Consider the following 23,718-nt stretch of genomic DNA (forward strand, 5'->3'; position numbering starts at 1 on the left):
AGAGTGGGGTAAAAATTAATTTATGCCATATTTATCATGAAAACTGATTCATAGAATGAATATATGTACGAATTTATAGCGAATTTCATCTTAAAGTTAGATTAATGTTAAATATTTGTGATATTTTGTTATAAAATTAACCAAATTAGTTATATTATTTGGTATTATTTACATATGTATTGATTTATTAAGTTCGCTGAAGTTCATTATTGTGTACGCGGGCTTGAATCTGGCTATGCGGACAGGGTGTTTAACAACCTTGGATTAATTGGTTTAATTAGCGCAAGTTAATAAGGCTAATATTATCTGGAGAAACGAATTGAGATCCAGTGGCTTATTTAATCTGATGGTTAGAAATTGGAAAAAAGGGCTAGGCAGATTTAGAGAGTGATTTTGCTTGGCTAATAATATTATTGCCTGATGGTTATGCAAATCCTAAAGAGTTTGTTAATAAGGGGTAGTTATGCAGCAGCGCTATTATCTGAAACTAAATCCCATACTGGCTGATTATGACCAGTTTTCAGTACGCTCATTTAATTTAGAAGAGAAGCTGGATGATTATTATGTTCTCCAGCTTGATGCAACCCATATTGCTGCCGATTTGCCTTTAGAATATTTCATTAATCAACGGGTCACATTTGAAATGATAGCGGATATTGATTGGAGTGAATCAATACCCATATCGCTTCAGGAATTGGATGATTCGGATAATAAACGTTGGCATGGTCTGATTCAGAGTGTGGAACAATTGGCGAGCAGTGCAGATGAAACTTGTTACCGTTTTACTGTGGTACCGAGACTGGCATTGCTTGATCGCATCACCACCACACGCCTGTTTCAGCACGAAACAGCTTTAAGTATTGTAGAAAAAATACTGCGTCACCATGGCTTTGGCAGTGAAGATTTTCGTCTTAACACGGTCCGCACGCTGCCACGCTATGAGCATCGAATGCAATATCGTGAAACTGATTATGCATTTATTAAACGGGTGTTGGCGCGCGAAGGTTTATGGTTTAGTTTTATTCAGACTAGTGTGAATGAAATTTTTTCGGTTGCGGATGATGTAAGTCAGTATATTCAGCTTAAGCAGCAATCTTTACCATTTAAACCTCATGGTGGATTGGAAAGTGGGCAGGAGGATGTGCAAAGCAATCTGGAAGCGCAACTGGCTTATGATATTAACGCGACCGCACTAGGGAAAAAACAAGATCTTCAGGAACAGTTATGGCAAGGGCTGTCTAGCAAGTTTTCGGTTTCTGAATTTCATGTACGTTATCAATCTCAGTATGAAAGCGTACGGGTTAAAGATTATAACTACCGCGATGCCAATAATAGTTTGGTCGGCAAATCAGGATTTAATGAGCAAGAACCGGCAACATTTGGTCAACCCTATATTTATGGTTTTTTTCATCATAAGGATGCTATTCAAGCACAGGAATATGCCCGAATTTTGCATGAACATTCGTCCTCTCGTCATATTTTAGCGACGGGAAAAAGCAATGTTCATGGTTTTTCACCTGGCTGTACTTTGGGTTTTAGTTCTGAGGCCAGAATTGGCAATATTCGCCAATGGTTGCTAGTAAGTGTTGTGCATTCCGGCGGGCGCGATAAAGATTACATGAATAATTTTAGCGCGATCCCTGCTAACAGTCAGTGGCGGCCAGAACCGATTAAACACCCGATCATTGATGGAACTTTACCCGGCACCATCTGTGATGCTGGGCAGGGTCCCTATGCATGGGTGGATGAAATGGGACGCTATATTGTTAAATTCAATCTGGATATGGATAGTTGGCAGCCTGGGGGAGAAAGTCGGCCGATCCGTTTGGCTAAGCCCTATGCAGGTGGTCAGTATGGTCAGCATTTTCCTTTGCATGTTGGCACAGAGGTGCAACTGGCGTTTCAAAATGGAGACCCTGATAGACCCTATATTGTTGGGGTTTTACATAGTAGCACGGCTCCGGATCACATTCCAAATACATGGCGTACGCGAAATGTTATTCGAACTTGGGCCAATAATAAAATACGGATGGAAGACTTGAGTGGCCAAGAGCATATTAAGATGGCTACGGAGTATCACAAAACTCAGTTGAATTTGGGACATTTGGTTGACAGTGGGCGGGACATGCGCGGTGAAGGGTTTGAACTGCGAACTGATGGTTGGGGAGCTTTACGCTCAGCACGTGCTCTGTATCTGACTACGGAGGATCAAATGGCAGCCGGTGGCATGCAATTGGATCGTAACGTAGCGATTAAAGAAATAAACGGCGCCGTAGATCAGGCTGCTCATTTGGCTGATGTGACTGCAAAGCATACCACTTTAAAACCCAATCTGGATACGCTCACTGATTTAGGTGAACGTTGTGTGGATCTGGAACAACCAGTGATATTGACCAGTGCGGTGGCGGGTTTGGCACAAGTTTCGCCTAAATCGATTTTAAATAGTGTGGGTGAAGATATTCACCAGCAAGCAGGAAAGGATATTTTTACCGGAGCGGGAGAAAGTATAACGCAAACCGCGGTGAAGTCAGTTCAGGTAGTAGCACAAACTGAAGATCTAAATTTGATTGCTGGTAAAAAAGCTGCACGACTGGCTTCACACGGAGATGTGGTGGAGATTACCGCTGCGAAAAAAATAGCGGTGCAATCAGTGGGTGATGAAATACTGATCAATGCCAAAAGTGGTATTAAACTGGCCAGTGGAGGAGCCTATATTGAAATCAAGGGAGGCAAAATAAGCCTGTATAGCCCAGGACCAATAGAATATAAAGGCAATCATCAATTTCAGGGTCCTCAGGGCGGAAATTTCCCTTTACCGCCATTGCCCGCTTCGGTTTGTCTGGAGTGTTTGCGCAAGGCTCGTGCGCAAGGTGTTGGCATCGTGGAAAGATAAAAGATGATTAGTTATCGCGATGTGCTGACGCAGTTTGTCCGTTTCAGTCATGAAACCAATGAAAAAATGCTCTTTTTAATAATTGATTTGTGCCAAAGTGAATATCCGTTGTTGGCAGCAATCCAAAACTGGCAGCCGGCATTGACTTATACGCTGCTTTTTGAAAAGACCCCTGAGGAATATATTAAGGAAGAAGGACCTCTTTTACTCGCCATTGATATTAAGAATGCAAATCATCTGGAAATATTGGAAAAAATCTGCGAAGTTAATTTTATGAATAACCGCCTGTTGGCATTTAACAGTCGCTATCCATATGGGACATTGGAAGTTCATTTACGTCGTGCTATGCAGGTCAGATGGGGAAAAAAGGAAGGAATATTGCGATTTTATACCCCAGATATGTTTGATCCAGTGAATATGGTTTTGACTAACGTACAAAAAAACTGGTTGCATCAATATATGCAACGCTGGTTTTATGTAGATGATGCTGGAAATTGGGGTATTTATCAGGCGAATTATCCGTCGTATGAGCAAACTGAATTGGATGTAAATGGTTTTGTTTTTACTGAAGAACAGTACGAGACATTATTATTGTGGGCCGATGCCTATAACTTTAGGCGTCACTATGGTGTTGCGCTAGATGCTGATGAGTATGGTGGTGAACGAATGTTGATTAACCAGCTGTATGTGCTGGCATCACAAGCAGATGCTCAATTGATTCTAAGTCAGGAACAACGAATTCAGTTTTTTAAGGACAATTTGCAGAAATTGATATAGGAAAGGCTAAGTGATGATACGGCGTATTTTGTTTGTATTGTGTTTATGTATAGGCTTGGTGCAGCTGGCTTGGTCTGGTACTTATGATGAAGCAGCTGCTGCCGCGCAAAGTAGACAGTATGGTAAAGCTAAAACGCTGTTTTTAAAATCTATTGATGAGAATGATGATGCCAGAGCCTATAACAGTCTGGGTACGTTGTATGAGTTGGGATTGGGGGTTAAACAGAATTATGTTACTGCGGTCAAGTATTATCAACAGGCAGCTGACAGAGGCAATGTAAAGGCCAATGGTAATTTGGCTGTTTTATATGAACGCGGGCTGGGGGTGAAGCAGGACTGGGGTAAAGCGATGGGCTATTACTTCATAGGTCTGAATAAAGGTGATGGTAAGTGCATGAATAATCTGGGGGTGATGGTGCTGAACGGAGAAATTTTACCTCAGAATATATCGGTTGCTTGGGCCTTATTTGCTGGTGCCGCGAAATATAAGGACAAAGATGCACCACGTAATCTGGCGTTGGTGCAATCAACCATGACAAAAGCTGAGTTTGCTCAAGGTAAAGTGGTTTATAAAGCAATGTATCAGGCCAACTCGAAAAAGCCACGTATGGATATTATGTTGGACTATTTAGGCTGGCATGATAGCAAATAATATGCAACGCCAGACAACTTGGCTAGCGCCTCGGCCTGTTCGTTGGTTTACCTGGCTGGCTGTGTATACCTTGGCCATAACACTGAATAGAAAATATGCTGATTTTATTATTATCTGGCTTGGTTTAGAGGTAAGTACCCACTGGCAACATTGGCTGATCTCAATTTTACCCGCTGTGGTTGTGGTCACAATACTGCTTTTAATTCGCTGTATTTGGTATCAATTGTGGCTGATTTATCAACGAAATAATGAGTATGTTTATCATGAAAAGGTATTAAATAATCAGAAATATTGGTCAGAATATATGTTTCTGGAAGAGGTGATATTTCGCTGCGGACAGTTGAATCATGTGTCAGATTTTTATGATTATTTGGATCAGGTAGTGGAAGACAGAAAAAAATCTGTTTTTGAATCCATGAGTATGGAATTAACTACGTTGACTAATGCTTCTGTCTATACTGATCGTTTGCATTTTGTGCTCTCCCAGTTGGTACAAACTTTATCCTCCCGAAAATTTTTCACCGAACAATATAGTCATTATCTTTGGCTATGGAGTGCTGATAAAGAAAGTTGGTTGATTTTCCGCGAACTGGTCATCGCAGAGGGGGGAAATTGTCCAGTTGTACCGGATTATTATGTGAAATTTGAAGATTTGAACTGGGTGATCGATCGTTGTCAGGAAGAAATTTATCATAAAATTCTTTTGCTTGGATTTGAATGTCAGCCAGAATTCGAGTTATATCTGGGTATGATTTTTGCTAATAAAGGAAAAATGGCCAAAATTCAACGTGCTTTTGATATGCATAAGTGGCGCATGGATGAGGATTATTTTTTTGCTGCCATAAGTGAACAGGTTTCTGGTTTTCAGGTTGAAAATAATAAGCTGCAGTCAGTAACTGAATTGAAGGAGATGACTGACATGCTATTTAATCGAGATTATGAAATCCAATCTTATCAATTAGAACAACCTGAATTTTTGCATAAATTGCAACATACAGGTGATTGGATGCAATTATTGCTGGCGATTTATCAGGTCAATAAACATTCTTATATGGTACTTTTTCAGTATCACGACAAAATCATACCTGTTTCGCAGGTTAAATAAACTTTACAGGCGGGTTTATGTTTAGGTGGAATCCATTGCGGCAATTTCGTTCTCGGGTGAACAGTAAATTGTCTGGGCTCGCGCAAGCAAATCAAACTGTTTCCCAGAAACCTAAAATTCTGAAATTATGGTTACTATGCAGCTGTCTTTGGCTAGTGTTGGTGTGTGGGATAACTGCATTTTTGTATTGGTATTATGATAAAAATTGGTTGGTAAATCATCGGTTATACTTAATTTTATTGGCTTTGGCCGGTTTAGTACTTTGTATTGTTTTGCCAATATTTTGGCGTATATTTGTGGTTATTGATGGTCAAGAACGGACAATTCGGTTTATCGAACGTTCAAAATATACCCGTGAAAGTTCTGCTCAGCAAAATTTAATCGCGTTTGATCAATATTTAAAGCAAAAATATCCATTTTCAGTTTTAAATCGCTGTTATATTGTGGCTATACACGGCGAACCTGATGCTTTCAGTGATATAGGTGAACAGTTACAACGTAGTGGTTGGGTACAGGTAGACAATGTTTATCTGGTGTTGATTAATGCGCTTGATGAAATTGAATTTATTCCTTCTTTTCGTGGTCATTATCATAGTCCGTTTGATGGATTAATCATGCTACGAGATTTAAAAAGAAATAAAAGTCCAGTTACGCATGATTCATCCGAAGCCTGGCTGGAAAAATTTTATCAGTTGCTAAACTGGAAAATTCCTTTTATACACGTTTTTCAAAGTGAAATTGAGCTTAAGCAATATCCTTTAAATCAAGCATTTGTCTGGTCTTCAAAAGCTGAAAATATAGAGTTTGAACTTAAAAATGAATCTGAGGATTTATTTATTCGCGCTTTTTTGAAAAGCCGAGACAGTCAGTTTTTATCTTTGATTGATGCAGTAGTAATCAATAAACTTAATCCGGCAGAGCTTTATTCTGAACAACAGCTGCAATGGTTTGCAGGCGTGGCAATCCAAGCGAAACATAGCAATTGGTGGGAAAGTTGGTCGATGGTCGCCGAGCATTTGGCTGAACGTTCAGGCAAATTTTCCGTTCAGCCTGCTGAATTTAAGGTGGCTAAGGCTGGTTTAATTTTCTGCACAATTGTTTTGATTATGATTTTAAATGCATTCGCAGATAATTATCGTGAAGCTTTATCTTTTCGTAATCAAATCGCGCAATTAGGCAAATTATCTAATTCTGATAATCAAATTAAGGCTCTTCTTGCCTTGCAAAAACATATCGCTGTAGTGAGTAAAGTTCCGAAGCCTTTTTATCGCCGCTTGGGTTTTCATCATGATAAATCACTATTGCAAAAAGCTTATTTGGCTTACGGTTTAGCTGCGAAAAAATGGTTGATTATTCCATCTGATCAGCAAATAGTTGTGGTATTAAACTCTTTACAGTATTTGCCGTCTTCGGTTGCATCAACCAATAAAATGATCACAGGTGAAGAAAGGTTGGAGCCTTCCATTAATACTCTAGCACTGGATGAAGGATTTGATGCGCTTAAAGCCTATTTAATGCTTAGGCGACCTAAGCGGATAGATCAAATTTTTCTTAGTGATTATTTATCACGCTTATATCGGGCGCAGGGTTTGCAAAGTGCAGATGCTGCACAACAAATTTTTAAATTTTATACGCGCCACATGAGCCAGCATCCTGAGTGGCTGTTGTCTGAAGATGCTGAATTGATCAAGCAAAGTCGTGGCATATTAAACAATATTGTTATCCAACAACAGGAAGATTCGGTCATTTATCAAAATTTGCTTGAGGGTGCACGAGCAAAATATCCTAATATAGATTTGGTGCAATTGACGGACAAGGACAGTGCTCAATTTTGGACAAATAAACAGAAATTATCCGGTGCTTTTACGGCAAAAGCATGGAATGAATGGTTTAAACCTGAAATTGACAAGTTAAATCCAGAACATTTTAAAAATGGTTCCTGGGTTTTGAATGAATCTGATAAAAATAGTGAACATTCCGATATTCGCAAACAGATCATGAATTTATATAAGCAGGATTATTTCAATGCCTGGAAAGATTTTTTATCAGGCATTCAATGGGTACCGGTTTCAAGTTTAAACCAACAAATGGATCGTTTGAAAAAATACGCTGATAAGAAAAATTCGGTATTGGTAAAATTGCTCAAGGCAATACAAGTTAATGCCAGTATTGGTTACCCTGAAGATCGCACTGATGATGGCAAGGGTGTATTGCATAGCTTTGAGCCGATTGTTGATTTAATCAAGACAGTTGAAAACAATAATAAGCAAGCCAGTCGTCAATTAGATCTTTATCAAGAATATTTACTGACGATGTATTTGGAAATTCAAAAGGTACAAGGAGCCAGTAATCAAGCTGCTTCCTCTCAGCTTTCATTTAATCTTATCTTGAATGATGATCCTAATACTGGTCTGGCAAGAGCAGAGGAAATGATTAATTTGCAAGTGGCCAATCTAGGCGAGCAATGGCAGGATATTGGACATATTTTGCTTAATTATCCCTTTAATGATGCTAAAAAAGCGGTGATGATCCCTGCTTTAAAAAACATTAATTCATTATGGCAACAGATGGTGGTATCGCAATGGAATAATCGCTTTGCAAACCGTTACCCCTTAAATCCAGCGGGAAAAGTAGATGTCTCTTTAACTGAATTACAAAAGTTTATTGATCCACAAAAAGGGGTGGTAGCGCAGTTTAATCAGCAATATTTAAGTAAAATGATTAATTTGGTGGGTAATCAATGGGTGGTTAATCCAGCTGTTATTGAACTGGTGCAAGTTGATGAAGAGTTTTTAAATGGTTTAAATAATTTAAATCAAATGCTGGAGTTTGTGGTGGATGGATCAAATACGGCTTCGTTTGAAATTATGTTATTACCATCACCAGAAGTGAAGCAAATTACTTTAAATTTCAATAAAAATAATATTCACTATTTTAATGAGCAATCTTTCTGGCGCAAAGTCAATTGGTCGGTTAGCGATCAATTGGATAAAAAGGCCTCTATTGTATGGGTTGATACGATGGACCAAACTGGTCAGTTAGAAGTGGTTGGTGATTTAAGTATTCTGCGATTATTAGATAAAGCACAGGCACGTAGAAATAATGATGGCACATATCATTTTGCTTGGACAATAAAAAACAGAGTGGTGGAAATGAATATTAAAAATTTACAAACTAATGACCTGATTACTTTGCTGAAATTAAAAGGAGCTCAGTTACCACAACGAGTATTAAAGGTTGAGCAAAATGCAAATTAGTGCAGCATTGAAAGTTCTTCAAAAGCGGAAAATTTATGATGATGTTAAGTCATTATGGGATGAAATTGAATTCTTATTGGCGCCGATCGAGGGAGAATCTGACGATGTTACTCATCATGATTCTTTTCTCGATATCCGCCAAGAGCTTGAAAAAGTCAGTGACATTCAACTTAGCAAAATTGAAGATGCTGCTTATTATCTTTGTCAGAATGTGGGGAAAGATGTTCGTGTAATCGTCTATCTGACTTATGTATTATTTAGGCGAGAAGCGTATCAAGGGCTGATTAAAGGATTGTTATTACTCTATGGGGTGCAAGCAATCTATGCAGATAGTTTGCAACCACAGCGTATTGCACAAATAAAAACGATGCTGCGCTGGCTGGGTAGCACGAAGATGGAAGATGCTTTTTTATTATGTCAGCATTCTTTATCTTCTAAACAATTCGATTTGATTTCTATATTATGTTCTTTAATCCAAGATAATTTATCTGAACAATATCATGTTCCTATTGATGAGCTGTCAGGTTTATTGGGGTTATTGTCGACATCGATAGGTGAAAATAGTTCACCGACAGCAAGTCAATTATCTTCTTTGGTGGCAGAAAATAATGCCGATCTAAAAGTTGCTGCTGAAAATGATGAAGTAATTTTACGTTCTACACAAGATTTGATGCAGACGATGAAATCAGTAGGGCAGTTTATTGTCGATAAGGAACAGAAAATATTTGCTGCTTATCGTTTATTGCGCCAGTTCCGCTGGGATTTACTTGAGCAATTGCCCTTAAATCAGGATGGAGTCACTAAAATTGCACCACCCAGACCAGAGATGGTTAATCGTTTGCAGGGTTTATATCAGCGAAAAGATTGGAATGGATTGTTGGCACAATGTCATGCCGGATTTATGGAAGCATCGAATCATTTTTATCTGGATCTACAATATCTAAGTTGGACAGCCATGCGGCAAATGATGCCACAAGTTCATGTATGGGCTGATATGCTGTGTAGTGATTTGGCCTATATGTTGTCTCGTTTATCTGGTCTAGAAACATTGACGTTTAATAACAATCTACCTTTTGCATCAAGTGAAACATTAGATTGGATCTCTGTTCATGCTCGCTTTCAGCAGCAGAATGTAGAAGAAATCCAGTTCTCTTCCAGTGATGTGTTGACTTCAGCAGAAGATATAGACGAACAGGCATTTTTAATATTGGCGGAGCAGGGCTTTGATAAAACGCTGGATTGGCTTTCTCAAATTCCGTTTGATGAATGTCTTGAGCAACAATATTACAAACAATTTTTACTTGCTCGTTTGGCGATTAAAGGTGGAAAAGCTGATTTTGCTTTACCCATATTGGAAAAGCTCAATTTGCCATTTTCACAACATCCGTTATTTGAGTGGAATAAAAAGTTAACTTTTCAGATTAAGCAGGAGTTGTTGAGGCTTTTACAGCAGAAATATATGGTGAGCAAAATTAATAAAGAGAATATTGCAGCTCAAATTGAAGAATTAAGAAAAGAATTGATATTGCTTAATCCGTTTCAGGCTCATCAGTTATTTTACAGGTAAAGAGTAATATGGAAAAAAATGACAATATTTTGCGTTATTATGAAGCGGAAATGCGATATTTAAAAGAGGCGGGACAAGATTTTGCTGAAGTTCACCCTGAGTCCGCAAAATATCTACAAATGCAGGAATCTCTTGAAAGGGATCCAATGGTAGAGCGGTTATTTGAAGGTTTTGCCTTCTTAACTGCAAAATTATATCAAAAAATTGATGATGATCTTCCTGAGTTGACGGAAAGCGCATTAGCATTATTATGGCCGCATCATCTTCAGCCTATTGCCTCTATGTCTATTGTGCAACTGATGCTGAATAAGCAAATTTATACTAACGACCAGCATATTCCAGCGGGGTTGATTTTGCAGACAGCTAGCGACCCAGAGACAGGAATTTCTTGCGAATATAGGACGACGCAATCTGTTGATATTTACCCTATTGAAATAGCGGAATTTTGCTTGGTTCATAATGATCTAGGACAATCTATCATGCAATTGCGTTTACAATTGCGACAATCTGAGGCTGGTCAAAATATTCGTTTACCAAATAAATTTTCACTTAAATTTCATCTAGTTGGTGAGATGGAGACCAAATTAAGTATTTATCATTATTTAACTAATTATCTAGCTCACATTACTACTGATGAAAATTTTTTCAGTATAAATGAAAAATTAACTTTAAAGCGATCGCATTATGATCACGAATCAGTTACCTGGTTACAGCAAAGGCAGGCAAATGAACATGATTTGATGATGGAGTATTTCCTATTTAAAGAAAAATTTTTGTTTTTTGAATTAACTGGTTTGAGTCATGATCAATTCGACAATGAACAGCAGAGTTGTTTAGTGAATTTTCATTTAAAGCGTGACTTTCCTTTAGAATTAATTTTCAATCGGGATTACCTTAGGTTATTTTGTGTACCCGTCATTAATTTGTTTAATTTGGAAGCAGAGCCTGTTGTTCGTTCCCATTTGCATACTGAATATCGATTAAATCCTATGTTTTCGTCTGCAGAACGGGTTACTGTATGTGCCGTGACAGAGGTTGAATCATTTAGTCAACTAAACGGTCATCGCCAACGTTATGTGCCTTTAAATGAATTTAAACATGGAAAGCGTCATTTAAATATCGATGACGAGGTGAAACCTTATTATTATATTCGTACTCGACAGGGTATCGGAAATAGGTATGATACTTTTATTAGCTTTAGTGGTGAAATGCAATTTAATGATGAGGAAATTTTTTCTATTAATATATTAGGGGCGCATGGAAATCTGCCACGTCAAATTACTAAATATAACAAAAATCTCAATTTGCACTCACCTATTTTAGGTGTAAAAAAAGCTGAAATGGTTATGGTTCCTACAGCGATCCATTATCCGGCTGATTATAAAAATCAGCAATGGCAGTTATTATTTGAAATGAGTAATAATTATTTAGCTACTTTGGATACTGGTACATTAAAAAATAGTTTACGCTTACTTAATTGGTCTACAGCTGTTGCAAATGAAAAAAATATTTCTGCTATTAATGAAGTTGAGACGGAAATTAAGCATATTATGCATCATGGTATGATGATTAGATGCTTAATGGTAAATATTCAACTGGACAGCTCTGGATTTATTAATGAAGCTGATGCAGCTTTATTTGCCTATGTTCTTAACCGTTATTTGATAGCGTATACTCAGTTGAATTTGGCCATACAGGTCAATGTTACATTGCAGCCTGAGGGAATGACCTTCAGCTGGCCAATCAATGTGGATGAAAAAATCTAATGGATGCAGCTCTATTTAATCGATTAATGCTGTCACCAGAGGCTTATAATTTTTTTCAATTCTGTTATCTGCTGGAATCTCATAAGATGAATTTGCGGGTGCCGGACTTGGAAAGCGATAGTGACTTGACGATGCAGTTTTGTTCTTGGCCTTACTTAGGTTTTCCTGGCAGCGAACTGAAACGATCTTCAGCTGAAACTGTCTATAATTATAAGTTGCCGGTAATTTTTACCACTTTCATGGGGTTAATTGGCACAGATGGAGTAATGCCTAGCTGGCTCATTGCCGAGGGAGCTGAAAAAAAAGATGGCATGGACAATTTATTGGCATTTCTGGATATTTTTCATCATCGTTTAGTGACTTTGTATTATCAAATATGGAAACGCTCTCATTATGAATTTCAATATTGTCAGCATGCCTCTGATCGATTTTCACAAGCTTTATTGACTCTTATTCATGGCTGTCAACACTTGGAAATTGATCCGCAATATTATTTAGGGGTAATAAAAAATTTAAATAAAAAAAATAAAAATATTTTTGGTTTAAAAGAAATTGTGCAGTATGTTGTTCCGTCAGCAAATAAGATTGAAATAAATGAATTTATTGCGGTCAAATATCCTGTTGCAATGACATCGTTGGGAAAGGGCATTACGTTTAATAATGCTGTACTAGGGCGTTTTTTATATGATGCTAACAGTCGCATAAGAATTTCGCTAACGCTAAGCTGTTATAAGATTCTAAATTTAATGTATAAACATCAGCCAGTACGAGTAATTTTGAAAACACTGGTGCAAAAATATTTGGGCTTTACGCTAGATGTAGAATTGGTTGCTAAAATTAATGCGGATTTATTGCCTGTAGCTCAGCTTAATAGCTCGGCACCGCAGCAATTGAGTGCGGGCGTTACTGTTGGTCAGCCAGCAGCAGATACGCAATTTTCGATATTTTTAGGTGAGTTGTGATGAATCTCCATCTCTTGTTGGTTTTAATTGTTTTGACGGGCTTATCAGGTTGTGGATTATTACAACAAGGATATGAAGATGCAGTTAAAGTAGGAAAAGAGTCGGTAAAATTAAAACATTATCATTATGATTTTAATGTTGTTTCGGAACAATTTCTAAATCAAACCAATTTATCTGATCACAATACTTTCAGAATGGTCATTTATCAGTTAAGCAGTGATAATTTGTTTAAACAGGCCAGTTATTATGATCTGCTCACCAATGCAGATTCTGTTTTGAAAGGAGAGCTGGTGAAATCCGACTCTCGTATTATCTACCCGTTCGATACACAGAAAATTAAAAATGATTTAGACAATAAAACACGGTATGTTGGATTGGTATTCTTTTTTAATCAACCTGAATCTAATGATAAATCATGGAAAATATTGCTACCAGTGAAAGAGTTAAATATATTCAGGAATAATTATATTCTCGTGAATGGTTCGGTAGCACAATTAAAACGTAAAAGAGAAATGAAGAATTTGATTAAACAACAAAAAGCTGAAAAAAAAGCTACTAAGGAGAAGAAAAAACAAGCTAAGTCTGCGAAGAAAACTGCAGAATCACTGGATGAATAAGTAGATTTTTGATTTATGACCAAGGTCAATAAAATCATCCTAACTTTAATTAATAGATGGTTTTTTGCTGATATATAAATAGACTGCAACAGTTTGTCTGTCACTTTTTAAATTATTAAAATTTAGAAATTAAAGAATTAAATCAGGATGGTTAATGTATTGTAATGAATAGATGAGCAAAGATATGATGATTAATGCCTCTTTATTGGAAAAAATTACGCTTAATTTTGCTGGAGATGTTCCATTTGATCATTTGGATGCTAAAGAACGTTATATATATAGTGTGATGAATAACATTGAACGCATTTTGAATACACGTCGTGGGAGTGTTAAACATATTCCAGATTATGGGCTACCGGATTTGAGCATCATTTATCGTCATTTGCCTTCTAGTTTATCTTTATTGCAAAAATTTATTACCATGACTGTTCTAAAATACGAGCCACGCGTTCAAGCATTGCAAATTCAATTAATCGAGAATAAATCCTCTGATTTTATTATTGCTTATGAGTTGTTATGTCAATTGAAAGAAGTAGGCTACATCCGCTTTTCAACGACTTTTAATGGAGATGAAGCGGTCAAGGTATTTAGATAATGTAGAGGGAGAATTAAATACTATTTTCATGAAAAAATACAGCCGTTATGGCTGTATATTTTTTTATGGTCGGAGTGAAAGGATTCGAACCTTCGACCCCTTGCACCCCATGCAAGTGCGCTACCAGGCTGCGCCACACTCCGACTTTGAAGGGAAATGGATTATAAAAGTAATCTTTTTATTTAGCAAGCACATTAGTCAAGTTGTTGATAACTGACTGAATATGTTGGCTTGTTTCAATGGCATCTATAGCTGGATTACCATACATGTCCCGTTCATTTCGAGTATAGGGATCAATGTTAGGCGTAAAGCTTTTACTTAATTGGCGGACTTTAATGACATCATTACGGGTGTAATGTTGTCCTCCATAGCCAATGACGATGCCATTGCTGTGTTGCCAATGGACAAATTGTTCTTCACTGATATCGGCTAAACGACATAATTCCTCTAAGGTAAAATACCGTTTAGCCGGAATGGCTGCTAAGCGATTAGGCTTTGTTTCCATTATAGTGATCAACCATGCCTTTCAATTTTTGTGAAGCGTGGAAGGTAACGACACGTCTGGCAGAAATAGGTACTTCCTCGCCAGTTTTAGGATTACGACCAGGGCGTTGTGGTTTGTCACGCAACTGGAAGTTACCAAATCCGGAAATTTTAATGTGTTCGCCACGTTCTAGCGTACCACGAATTTCCTCAAAAAATAATTCAACAATTTCTTTGGCATCGTGTTTGCTCATGCCAGCAACTTTTTCTACCAGCATGTCTGCTAGCTCAGCTTTGGTCAATGTCATAAAAAAACTTCTTTCATTAAAAAACACGGTATTATCTCTAATTTGATTTGTATGTTCAAGTTTTTAATAATACAGATAGGTATATATTTTGTGATTGGTTGGCTAACTTCGCAATTGTGCGCCTATTTTTCCAGCGTTTTCAATTAGTTTAGTAATGATTTCTTCAACCTCTTCATCTTTAAGTGTCTGTTCGATACTTTGTAAAGTAATTCTGACAGCTAGGCTTTTTTTCCCTTCGTCGACACCTGCTCCACGATAAACATCAAACAATGCTATTTCCTTGATGTCTGGATGCTTGACGTTTCTCAATGTATCCAGAAGTTGCTGAGCAGAAGTCTGCTCTGAAACGATAAATGCCAGATCGCGGCGTATAGGCTGGAACTTGGAAACTGGTTGGTAGGAAATTTTGTTTTTGCTTAATGCAGCAGATAGATCAAGTTCAAATAGTATTGGCGATTGTGGTAAATCATATTTTTGCATCCAGCGTGGGTGCAATTCTCCCAATACGCCAATTATATTTTCATTGTGAACAATTTCAGCGGTTCTACCAGGGTGCAAAGCCGGATGCTGTGCAGCACGGAACGTGAGTTGACTGGCACCTAAGAGTGCAACAACGTCATTTTTGACATCATAAAAATCGACGTTGCGCAATTTTTGTGCCCATTGTTCCGGTACTGCCGAACCGTAGGCAAGACCGCCAATTTTGTTGGTCTGTATATATTGCCCATTTTTTTGCTGGAAAACACGAGCAACTTCAAATAACCTAACCCGATTTTGTTTACGATTAAGGTTGTTACGTAGGATTTCAATCAATCCACCAAAAAGGGTAGAACGCATCACACTTAATTGGCTGGCTATCGGATTTTTAAGGCGGATTGGCTGTTGGTTACCGGCTAGGTCATGTTCCCATGCTTCTTCTACGAAGGCATAGCTAACCACTTCCTGATAATCATGGTTGGCGAGTTGATGGTAAATACTGAACAATGGCTTTCTGGATTCAGGTAGGGCAACCATGGATAATTTTCCATGGGTTTGATCGTCAGGAATATTTTCATAGCCGTAAACTCGTCCGATTTCTTCAATCAGATCAGCCTCTATCTGAATATCGAAACGAAAGCTAGGTGCGGTAGTAATGAATCCATCAGCGCAAGTTTGTGGATTTAAGCCCAGATGTTGCAAGATGGTGTAAATTTGGTTGTCTGGAATGGATACACCCAAAATTTTTTCAACTCTCGCAGAGCGAACTTTAACTTGTTTCATGGCAGGCAAGTTACCTGTAACTTCATTTATTTCACCAACATTGCCATGACAGATTTCTTTGATAAGAGCGGTTGCTCTTTCGATCGCTTGATGTTGCAGATTAAAGTCTACACCACGCTCAAAACGGAATGATGAATCTGAACCAAAACCATATTGGCGTGATTTACCGGCAATAATTTCTGGAGTAAACCAAGCGCTTTCAATGATGACATTATGGGTATTGTCATCTACGGCGCTGTTAGAGCCACCCATTAAACCAGCGATGCTTAACACTTTTTTGTCATCTGCTACCACTAATGTGTTGCTGGACAAGCTTACGGTTTTATCATTAAGACAAACCAGATTTTCTCCATCTTTTGCTCTTCTGACAATGAGGTCTCCAGAAATTTTGTCAGCATCAAATATATGCAGAGGCTGACCAATTTCAAGCATGACATAATTGCCAATATCTACGAGTGGGTTAATACTCCGTAATCCGCTACGCTCGAGCCGCTGTTTCAACCAAGCCGGTGTGACAGCCTTGGGGTTGATGTTTTCTATTACTCTGGTTAAAAACCGACCACAATCTTCAGGCGCCTGCAATTGAACAGGTTTTACGGTATTTGTATCAGCAGGAACTGAGGGTATATCTAAGGCGTTTAGCTTGGTTTGGGTTAGGGCACCAACTTCGCGGGCAAGACCTTTGATACTCAGACAATCAGCACGGTTTGGGGTGATTTTGAGCGTCAACAGTGAATCATCCAAATCAAGGAACTCGCGTATATTTTGACCTATTGGAGCATTATTGGGCAAGATGAGTAAACCATTAACTTCATCGATTAGACCTAGTTCTTTTGCTGAGCAGAGCATGCCGTTGGATGTCTGACCGCGCATTTTGGTAGGTTTGATTTTGAAATTACCCGGTAATATGGCTCCAGATAAAGCACAAGGAACTTTGATGCCGGCTTGGACATTTGGTGCACCGCAAACAATCTGGATTAATTCACCAGTACCTGCATCTACCTGGGTAATATTTAGACGATCTGCGTCGGGATGTTTACTGACAGATTTTACTTCTGCTATGACTACACCTGTAAAGGAAGGGGCTGCCAGTTTGGTTTCTTCAACTTCCAATCCGGCCATAGTTAAAGTATGGGCTAGTTGCGCAGATGTGAGCTGTGGATTAACCCATGTATGTAACCAATGTTGAGAAAATTGCATAATGCTTCCAATATGAATTCTGTTTCAATTTATGCGCTTAAGTGAGGTTTGGCAAACCGTTGCTGCATATCATGTGTTTAGTTGTTATGCTGAAAAAAAGGTTTAAGATGACCTTTTTTTCTGCTGTATCTCTATGACTGGTTTGTCTCGATACTTAATAAAGCATAATCAATAATTAGGCACGATAAGATTGTCATTCTTATCAGTTTAGCAATACTAATTGGTATAAAAAATTAGGCTAATTATTGAAATTTGACTAATTTTTCATTGTACTCGGTAATGAGATGGTCGGTAATATTAGTCTTTAAACTGATTTAAGAAATTCAGATCATTATCAAAAAATAACCGTAAATCATTGACTCCGTAGCGCAGCATGGCAAAACGATCCAGCCCTATACCAAAAGCAAAACCTGTATATTTTTCTGGGTCTATGTTGACGTTTTTTAAGACGTTTGGATGAATCATGCCACAACCACCTACCTCTAACCAGCCATTTTCACCCATGATGTCGATTTCAGCCGATGGTTCGGTAAATGGAAAGAATGATGGTCGGAAACGGACTTGTAAATCTTCACGTTCAAAAAATCGTCGAATAAAATCGGTAAATACGGCTTTTAGATCTGCCATGGTGACGCCTTCTTCGAGCCACAGACCCTCAGCTTGATGGAACATGGGTGAATGAGTTGCATCTGAATCTACTCGATAAACCCGTCCAGGGGCAATAATCCGAATAGGCGGTTCTTTTTTATCCAACATATAACGGATTTGAATAGGTGAAGTATGGGTTCGCAGAACGTCACCATTTTCAACATAAAATGTATCCTGCATGGCTCGTGCCGGATGATTTGGAGGTATATTCAAGGCCTGAAAGTTGTGGAAGTCGTCTTCTATTTCAGGACCATCAGCAACTGTAAAACCCATGCTATGAAATAGTTCAACGATGCGCTGTAGGGTCAATGTTACGGGATGTAATCCTCCAGTACTTTGTCCACGACCAGGAAGGGTGACATCCAAGGCTTCTGCAGCGAGTTGCTGTTCCAATTTTGCCTCATTCAATGCATCCCGTTTGTTGTTATACGCTGTTTGAAACTGATTTTTGCAATCGTTGATGTGCGCGCCGATAGTTTTGCGTTCTTCTGGGGACATTTTACCCAGTGTTTTTAATAAAGCATTTAATTCACCGGTTTTCCCTAAATAGCGAGCCTTAACTAATTCCAGGCTAGGAAGATCGACAGTTGAATTAATGGCAGCGATGCCGTCGGCAACGATGCGATTGGCATTTTCCATAACTTAAATTCTTTAGAAAAAAATTCAAACAATAGGATATTACGAGTGATTTGTTTCGCTTTCATAGATCAGTATTGATCACGAAGTGAAAACGCTAGGCTGTAATAAGCTATACCGATATTGTTACTAGGGTGTTATTTTAACGTGAAAATTAACTAGTCAACAATGCTAAATGGCAGATATTGATTGCTGTTTGCAGATTTTAGGTGAAAATAAATAAAAAAAGGAAACCGAAGTTTCCTTTTTTTTAAACATCTGCACTTAGGCTAAAGCTGCTTTTGCTTGTGCTGCTAATTGAGCGAAAGCGGCTTGATCGAATACAGCCAGATCAGCCAAAACTTTACGGTCAATAACGATGGCTGCTTTTTTCAAGCCATTCATGAATTTGCTATAAGACAAACCATGTTGACGAGCGGCAGCATTAATACGAACAATCCATAATTGACGGAATTGACGTTTGCGTTGGCGACGGTCACGATAGGCATATTGACCGGCTTTCATTACCGCCTGTTTGGCGATACGATAGACGTTTTTACGACGACCGCGATAGCCTTTGGCTAACGCTAAAACTTTTTTATGACGAGCACGAGCGGTAACACCACGTTTTACGCGAGGCATAATCTAAACTCCTTAAGCGTAGGGTAACATTTTGTGGATGGAAGCCATATCGCGTTCATTCACCATTGAGGTGCCACGCAGCTGGCGTTTGTTTTTGGTGGTTTTTTTGGTCAAGATGTGACGCTTGAACGCATGAGCGCGTTTTACACCACCGTTACCCAAAACTTTAAAGCGTTTTTTCGCGCTTGATTTGGTTTTCATTTTCGGCATGGGAAAACTCCGTTGTTATTTGATCAGGCGAGGGGTGACTGTGACCAGCACTTAAACCCACACACCACGGTTTTTGCCGCTAAAGTAACTTTCATGCATGCGGCTGAGGCACGAAAACGCGTATTATAATCCACCCTGATTTTGTTGGCAATATACTTTGTCAATTGCTAATCTTTTATATGGTAAAAGAAGAATTTGCCATAGGAACTTTAAATCATATTGGTGATCAAACGTGTGTAATAGATAAAAGTAATTAAAGCCTTATTCTGAGATGCAAAATAAGGCTTGAATGGGCTAAAAAGCCATACTGCTTTTATTTCTTTTTCGGGGCGATAATCATCACCATTTGGCGACCTTCCAATTTTGGAAATTGCTCAACGGTTCCTATTTCGATTAGATCGGCCTGAATCCGTTTAAGCAGTTCAGCACCGAGATGCTGATGCGCCATTTCTCGTCCGCGGAACCTTAAGGTCACTTTAACTTTGTCACCGTCGGTGAGAAAGCGAGTAATGTTGCGCATTTTAATCAGGTAATCGCCTTGGTCGGTACCCGGTCGGAATTTGATTTCCTTAACTTGTACCTGTTTCTGCTTTTTACGCTGTTCGTCACGCTTTTTGGATTGTTCGTATTTATATTTACCAAAATCCATCAGTTTACAAACAGGTGGTTTGGCAGTAGGGGCAATTTCTACCAGATCCACATCGTGTTCTTCAGCCAGCTTCATTGCTTGCTGAGTAGATACTACACCCAACTGTTCGCCAGTGGGACCAATCAAACGCACTTCTTTAATGGTGATTTCACCGTTGATGCGTGCTTCGCGTTCTTGAGCGATGGTCGTACTCCTTAATTTAAGTTAATGAAGAGACAAGGCTTCTTGTTTCAGCATGGCGATGAAGTCATCGATATCTAGCTGACCCAAATCTTCACCGCCACGTTTGCGTACGGCAACCTTGTTGTCCAGTTTCTCTTTTTCGCCTATAACCAATTGGTAGGGTAGGCGTTGCGTACTGTTATCTCGAATTTTGTATCCAATTTTTTCATTACGCAAGTCTAATTGTACACGGAAGCCTTCTGAGGTTAAACGGTCAGCAAGCTTTTGACAATATTCTGTTTGTGCCTCGGTGATATTCATAATCACCATTTGGATTGGTGCAAGCCATAAAGGGAAGGCACCAGCATGATGTTCGATCAAGATACCGATAAAGCGTTCAAGCGAACCCAAGATTGCACGATGTAACATAACGGGTCGGGCACGTTCGTTTTCTTCGGTAACATACTCTGCGCCCAATCGTTCAGGCAGAACAAAATCTAGTTGAATGGTGCCACATTGCCATGAACGACCAAGTGCATCTTTAATATGATACTCGACTTTAGGGCCGTAGAAAGCACCTTCGCCAGGTAATTCTTCCCATTCGACATTACACGCTGTTAATGCTTCACGTAAACCTTGTTCGGCTTTATCCCAGATGGCGTCTGCGCCAGCGCGTTTTTCTGGACGTAAGGATAATTTGATGGAAACATCATTAAATTCAAATTGTTTGTAAATGCGCATTACAAGCTCGTTAAAAGCCTTAGCCTCACTAACAATTTGATCTTCTGTACAAAATATATGGGCATCATCCTGTGTAAATCCACGAACTCGCATCAGTCCGTGCAATGCACCTGAAGGTTCGTTACGATGGCATGAGCCAAATTCTGCTAAGCGCAGGGGTAAATCGCGATAAGAGCGTAAACCTTGATTAAAAATCTGTATGTGACCAGGGCAGTTCATGGGTTTAACTGCATAAACACGTTTTTCAGATTCGGTGATAAACATGTTTTCTTTGTAGTTGTCCCAGTGACCGGATTTTTCCCATAAGCTACGATCCATGATCATGGGTGTTTTAATTTCCTGATATCCGGCTGCGGCTAATTCGTGGCGTAGATGCTGTTCGATAACTTGCCATAAAGACCAGCCTTTAGGATGCCAAAATACCATACCTGGTGCTTCATCCTGTAAATGAAATAAATCCATTTGTTTGGCTAGTTTGCGATGATCACGTTTTTCAGCTTCTTCAATGCGCTGTATATAAGCGTTTAAATCTTCTTTAGTCGCCCAAGCTGTACCGTAAATACGTTGCAGCTGTTCATTTTTGGCATCACCGCGCCAGTACGCACCAGAAAGTTTGGTTAATTTAAAATTTTTCAAGAAACGCGTATTGGGGACATGTGGACCACGGCACATATCTACGTATTCCTGATGATAATATAAACCCATTGCTTTTTCGTCAGGCATATCATCAATCAGACGTAATTTATAGTCTTCCTGACGTTGTTTGAATATATCAATGACTTCATTGCGAGGTGTGGTTTTTTTAATTACATCGTAATTTTGTGCAATCAGTTCTTTCATGCGTGTTTCGATTGCAGCAATGTCTTCAGGAGTAAAAGGACGTTCAAAAGAGATGTCATAGTAGAAGCCATCTTCAATCACTGGACCGATTACCATTTTGGCCTGAGGATAAAGTTGTTTAACTGCATGTCCTACCAGGTGAGCACATGAGTGACGAATAATTTCGACGCCTTCTTTATCTTTAGCGGTGATGATGCTGACGTTAGCATCTTCGCTGACAAGATCACAGGTATCAACCAGTTTGCCGTTAATTTTCCCAGCGATGGCCGCTTTGGCTAAGCCTGCACCTATGGAAGCGGCAATATCGGCAATGCTTAGAGGCGCTTCATATTGGCGGATAGAACCGTCGGGCAGGGTAATATTTAACATGGATACTCCACAAATAACAGACCGCTCGCTTTGATTAAAGAGAAAATCGGGTAACTGCTTTTATTTTAATAATGAAAAAGTTAAGTTCTTGGTAATAAGCAAATGACGGGCAATCACTTATTAAAGGATTTATTTTAACGATTTGAATTTTGCTTGGCAATGCTTATAGGGCGGATTTTGTAGGTTTCGGCTATAATACGACAATCTGATATAGGTAATAGCTTGAGTTGGTTATATGCTTAATTTTACTTTACACTGCACTGATGGTGATGCGAGACGTGGTACGCTGGAATTGAATCATGGTAAGGTGGAAACGCCGGTGTTTATGCCTGTTGGCACCTATGGTTCGGTAAAAGCCATGTCACCACAAAATTTGGATGAAATTAAAGCTCAAATTATTTTGGGCAATACATTTCATTTGTGGCTTCGCCCCGGATTAGAAGTGATTAAAGATTTCGGTGGTCTTCATGATTTTATTGGTTGGGACAAGCCTATTTTGACAGACTCTGGAGGCTTTCAGGTTTTTTCACTTGCGCAAATGCGTAAGTTAACTGAAGAGGGGTGCACGTTCAGAAGTCCTATTAATGGGAATAAGTTATTTCTTTCGCCAGAAATATCCATGCAGATTCAAACGGTGTTAAATTCTGATATTGTGATGCAATTGGATGAATGCCCTGATGGTAATGTTGATTTTGCAGAAGCACAAAAATCTTTGCGGATGAGCTTGCGTTGGGCGCAGCGAAGTAAAAATGAATTCGAACGACTCAATAATCCGAATGCGTTATTTGGTATTGTTCAAGGGGGGATGTTTGAAGAGTTGCGCGAAGAATCGTTAGCTGGTTTAGAAGAGATAGGCTTTCCAGGTTTATCTATTGGTGGTCTTTCAGTTGGCGAACCTAAGCCGGAAATGTACCGTATTTTAAGCGCTATAGGACCCAAATTACCGCAATCTAAGCCGCATTATCTTATGGGCGTAGGTACACCGGAAGATCTGGTTTACGGCGTATCTTGTGGTGTGGATATGTTTGATTGTGTCATGCCAACGCGGAATGCTCGTAATGGGTGGTTGTTTACCCGCTATGGAGACATCAAGATTCGAAATGCTAAATATCGGCATGATCAGCGACCTTTAGATGAGAGTTGCGATTGTTATACCTGTCGTCATTTCAGCCGCGCTTACTTGCATCATTTGCAGCGCGTAGGCGAAATCTTGGGGGCGCAGCTGAATACTATTCATAATTTGCGCTATTATCAGATATTAACGGCTGAGATGCGTCTGGCTATTGAAGCTAAAGCCTTCAATGAATTCCAGTCTCGATTCCATACAGATCGGGCTAGAGGAGTGCTGTAAATTTATTCTGTTGTTTAGGGATGTTCCATGGTTAAGTTTAAGGTGTTGA

At 39.0% G+C, this 23,718-nt stretch carries 19 protein-coding genes and 1 tRNA gene; 11 read left to right on the plus strand and 9 right to left on the minus strand.

From position 1 onward, the window contains the following. The first annotated feature begins 463 nt into the window (after positions 1-463). From J3U68_RS04520 to tssE, 10 genes are all read left to right on the plus strand, one after another. Complete coding sequence (locus tag J3U68_RS04520) at positions 464-2,893, plus strand: type VI secretion system Vgr family protein (protein WP_267375130.1); 2,430 nt, start codon at positions 464-466, stop codon at positions 2,891-2,893. 3 nt (positions 2,894-2,896) lie between these two features. Next, entirely contained in the window at positions 2,897-3,670 is a 774-nt protein-coding gene (locus tag J3U68_RS04525) for a DUF4123 domain-containing protein (protein ID WP_267375133.1), read from the plus strand. A 13-nt stretch (positions 3,671-3,683) separates the two neighbouring features. Next, the gene (locus J3U68_RS04530; protein WP_267375135.1) at positions 3,684-4,322 is read left to right on the plus strand and encodes a tetratricopeptide repeat protein; all 639 of its coding nucleotides are present in this window, start codon (positions 3,684-3,686) and stop codon (positions 4,320-4,322) included. A 1-nt stretch (position 4,323) separates the two neighbouring features. After that, complete coding sequence (locus tag J3U68_RS04535) at positions 4,324-5,427, plus strand: hypothetical protein (RefSeq protein ID WP_267375136.1); 1,104 nt, start codon at positions 4,324-4,326, stop codon at positions 5,425-5,427. A gap of 17 nt (positions 5,428-5,444) precedes the next feature. Continuing rightward, positions 5,445-8,684: an ImcF-related family protein gene (locus tag J3U68_RS04540; protein WP_267375137.1), complete on the plus strand. Its 3,240-nt coding sequence runs from the start codon at positions 5,445-5,447 to the stop codon at positions 8,682-8,684. Next, positions 8,674-10,251, plus strand: a complete 1,578-nt coding sequence (locus tag J3U68_RS04545) for a TssA family type VI secretion system protein (protein ID WP_267375138.1) — start codon at positions 8,674-8,676, stop codon at positions 10,249-10,251. The genes J3U68_RS04540 and J3U68_RS04545 overlap by 11 nt, the downstream gene beginning before the upstream one ends. A gap of 8 nt (positions 10,252-10,259) precedes the next feature. Beyond that, positions 10,260-12,017 carry a type VI secretion system baseplate subunit TssF gene (gene tssF, locus J3U68_RS04550; RefSeq protein WP_267375139.1) on the plus strand — a complete coding sequence of 586 codons (1,758 nt, stop codon included), beginning with the start codon at positions 10,260-10,262 and terminating at the stop codon, positions 12,015-12,017. Between the two features lie 26 nt (positions 12,018-12,043). Continuing rightward, positions 12,044-12,979, plus strand: a complete 936-nt coding sequence (locus J3U68_RS04555) for a type VI secretion system baseplate subunit TssG (RefSeq protein ID WP_267376211.1) — start codon at positions 12,044-12,046, stop codon at positions 12,977-12,979. Beyond that, a complete protein-coding gene (gene tssJ / locus J3U68_RS04560; protein WP_267375140.1) occupies positions 12,979-13,596 on the plus strand; it encodes a type VI secretion system lipoprotein TssJ in 618 nt (205 codons plus the stop codon). The genes J3U68_RS04555 and tssJ overlap by 1 nt, the downstream gene beginning before the upstream one ends. A 184-nt stretch (positions 13,597-13,780) precedes the next feature. After that, complete coding sequence (tssE, locus tag J3U68_RS04565; protein WP_267375142.1) at positions 13,781-14,191, plus strand: type VI secretion system baseplate subunit TssE; 411 nt, start codon at positions 13,781-13,783, stop codon at positions 14,189-14,191. Positions 14,192-14,257: 66 nt separating this feature from the next. Here tssE and J3U68_RS04570 read toward each other — a convergent pair. The 9 genes from J3U68_RS04570 to thrS all read right to left on the minus strand — a co-directional run bounded on the left by J3U68_RS04570 (position 14,258) and on the right by thrS (position 22,318). Further along, positions 14,258-14,334: transfer RNA gene (locus J3U68_RS04570), tRNA-Pro, on the minus strand. 35 nt (positions 14,335-14,369) lie between these two features. Continuing rightward, a complete protein-coding gene (locus tag J3U68_RS04575) occupies positions 14,370-14,696 on the minus strand; it encodes a hypothetical protein (protein ID WP_267375143.1) in 327 nt (108 codons plus the stop codon). Then, a complete protein-coding gene (locus tag J3U68_RS04580) occupies positions 14,680-14,982 on the minus strand; it encodes an integration host factor subunit alpha (protein WP_037488375.1) in 303 nt (100 codons plus the stop codon). Before J3U68_RS04580 ends, J3U68_RS04575 begins: the two co-directional genes overlap by 17 nt. Positions 14,983-15,084: 102 nt before the next feature. Then, positions 15,085-17,442 (minus strand): phenylalanine--tRNA ligase subunit beta, encoded by a 2,358-nt coding sequence (pheT, locus tag J3U68_RS04585; RefSeq protein WP_267375144.1) that lies wholly within the window; start codon positions 17,440-17,442, stop codon positions 15,085-15,087. Positions 17,443-17,739: 297 nt separating this feature from the next. Next, a complete protein-coding gene (gene pheS / locus J3U68_RS04590) occupies positions 17,740-18,729 on the minus strand; it encodes a phenylalanine--tRNA ligase subunit alpha (RefSeq protein ID WP_267375145.1) in 990 nt (329 codons plus the stop codon). Between the two features lie 261 nt (positions 18,730-18,990). Then, positions 18,991-19,347, minus strand: coding sequence for a 50S ribosomal protein L20 (gene rplT, locus J3U68_RS04595; protein WP_267375146.1), 357 nt, complete (start codon positions 19,345-19,347; stop codon positions 18,991-18,993). A 12-nt stretch (positions 19,348-19,359) separates the two neighbouring features. Then, complete coding sequence (gene rpmI / locus J3U68_RS04600; RefSeq protein ID WP_267375147.1) at positions 19,360-19,557, minus strand: 50S ribosomal protein L35; 198 nt, start codon at positions 19,555-19,557, stop codon at positions 19,360-19,362. Between the two features lie 313 nt (positions 19,558-19,870). Further along, positions 19,871-20,389, minus strand: a complete 519-nt coding sequence (gene infC / locus J3U68_RS04605; protein ID WP_267376212.1) for a translation initiation factor IF-3 — start codon at positions 20,387-20,389, stop codon at positions 19,871-19,873. Between the two features lie 21 nt (positions 20,390-20,410). Further along, positions 20,411-22,318, minus strand: coding sequence for a threonine--tRNA ligase (thrS, locus tag J3U68_RS04610; protein ID WP_267375148.1), 1,908 nt, complete (start codon positions 22,316-22,318; stop codon positions 20,411-20,413). Positions 22,319-22,553: 235 nt separating this feature from the next. Here thrS and tgt point away from each other — a divergent pair, with 235 nt between their 5' ends. Continuing rightward, positions 22,554-23,669 carry a tRNA guanosine(34) transglycosylase Tgt gene (tgt, locus tag J3U68_RS04615; protein ID WP_267375150.1) on the plus strand — a complete coding sequence of 372 codons (1,116 nt, stop codon included), beginning with the start codon at positions 22,554-22,556 and terminating at the stop codon, positions 23,667-23,669. Positions 23,670-23,718: the final 49 nt, after the last annotated feature.

The sequence above is a fragment of the Snodgrassella sp. B3882 genome (genome assembly GCF_026535915.1).
Lineage (GTDB): Bacteria > Pseudomonadota > Gammaproteobacteria > Burkholderiales > Neisseriaceae > Snodgrassella.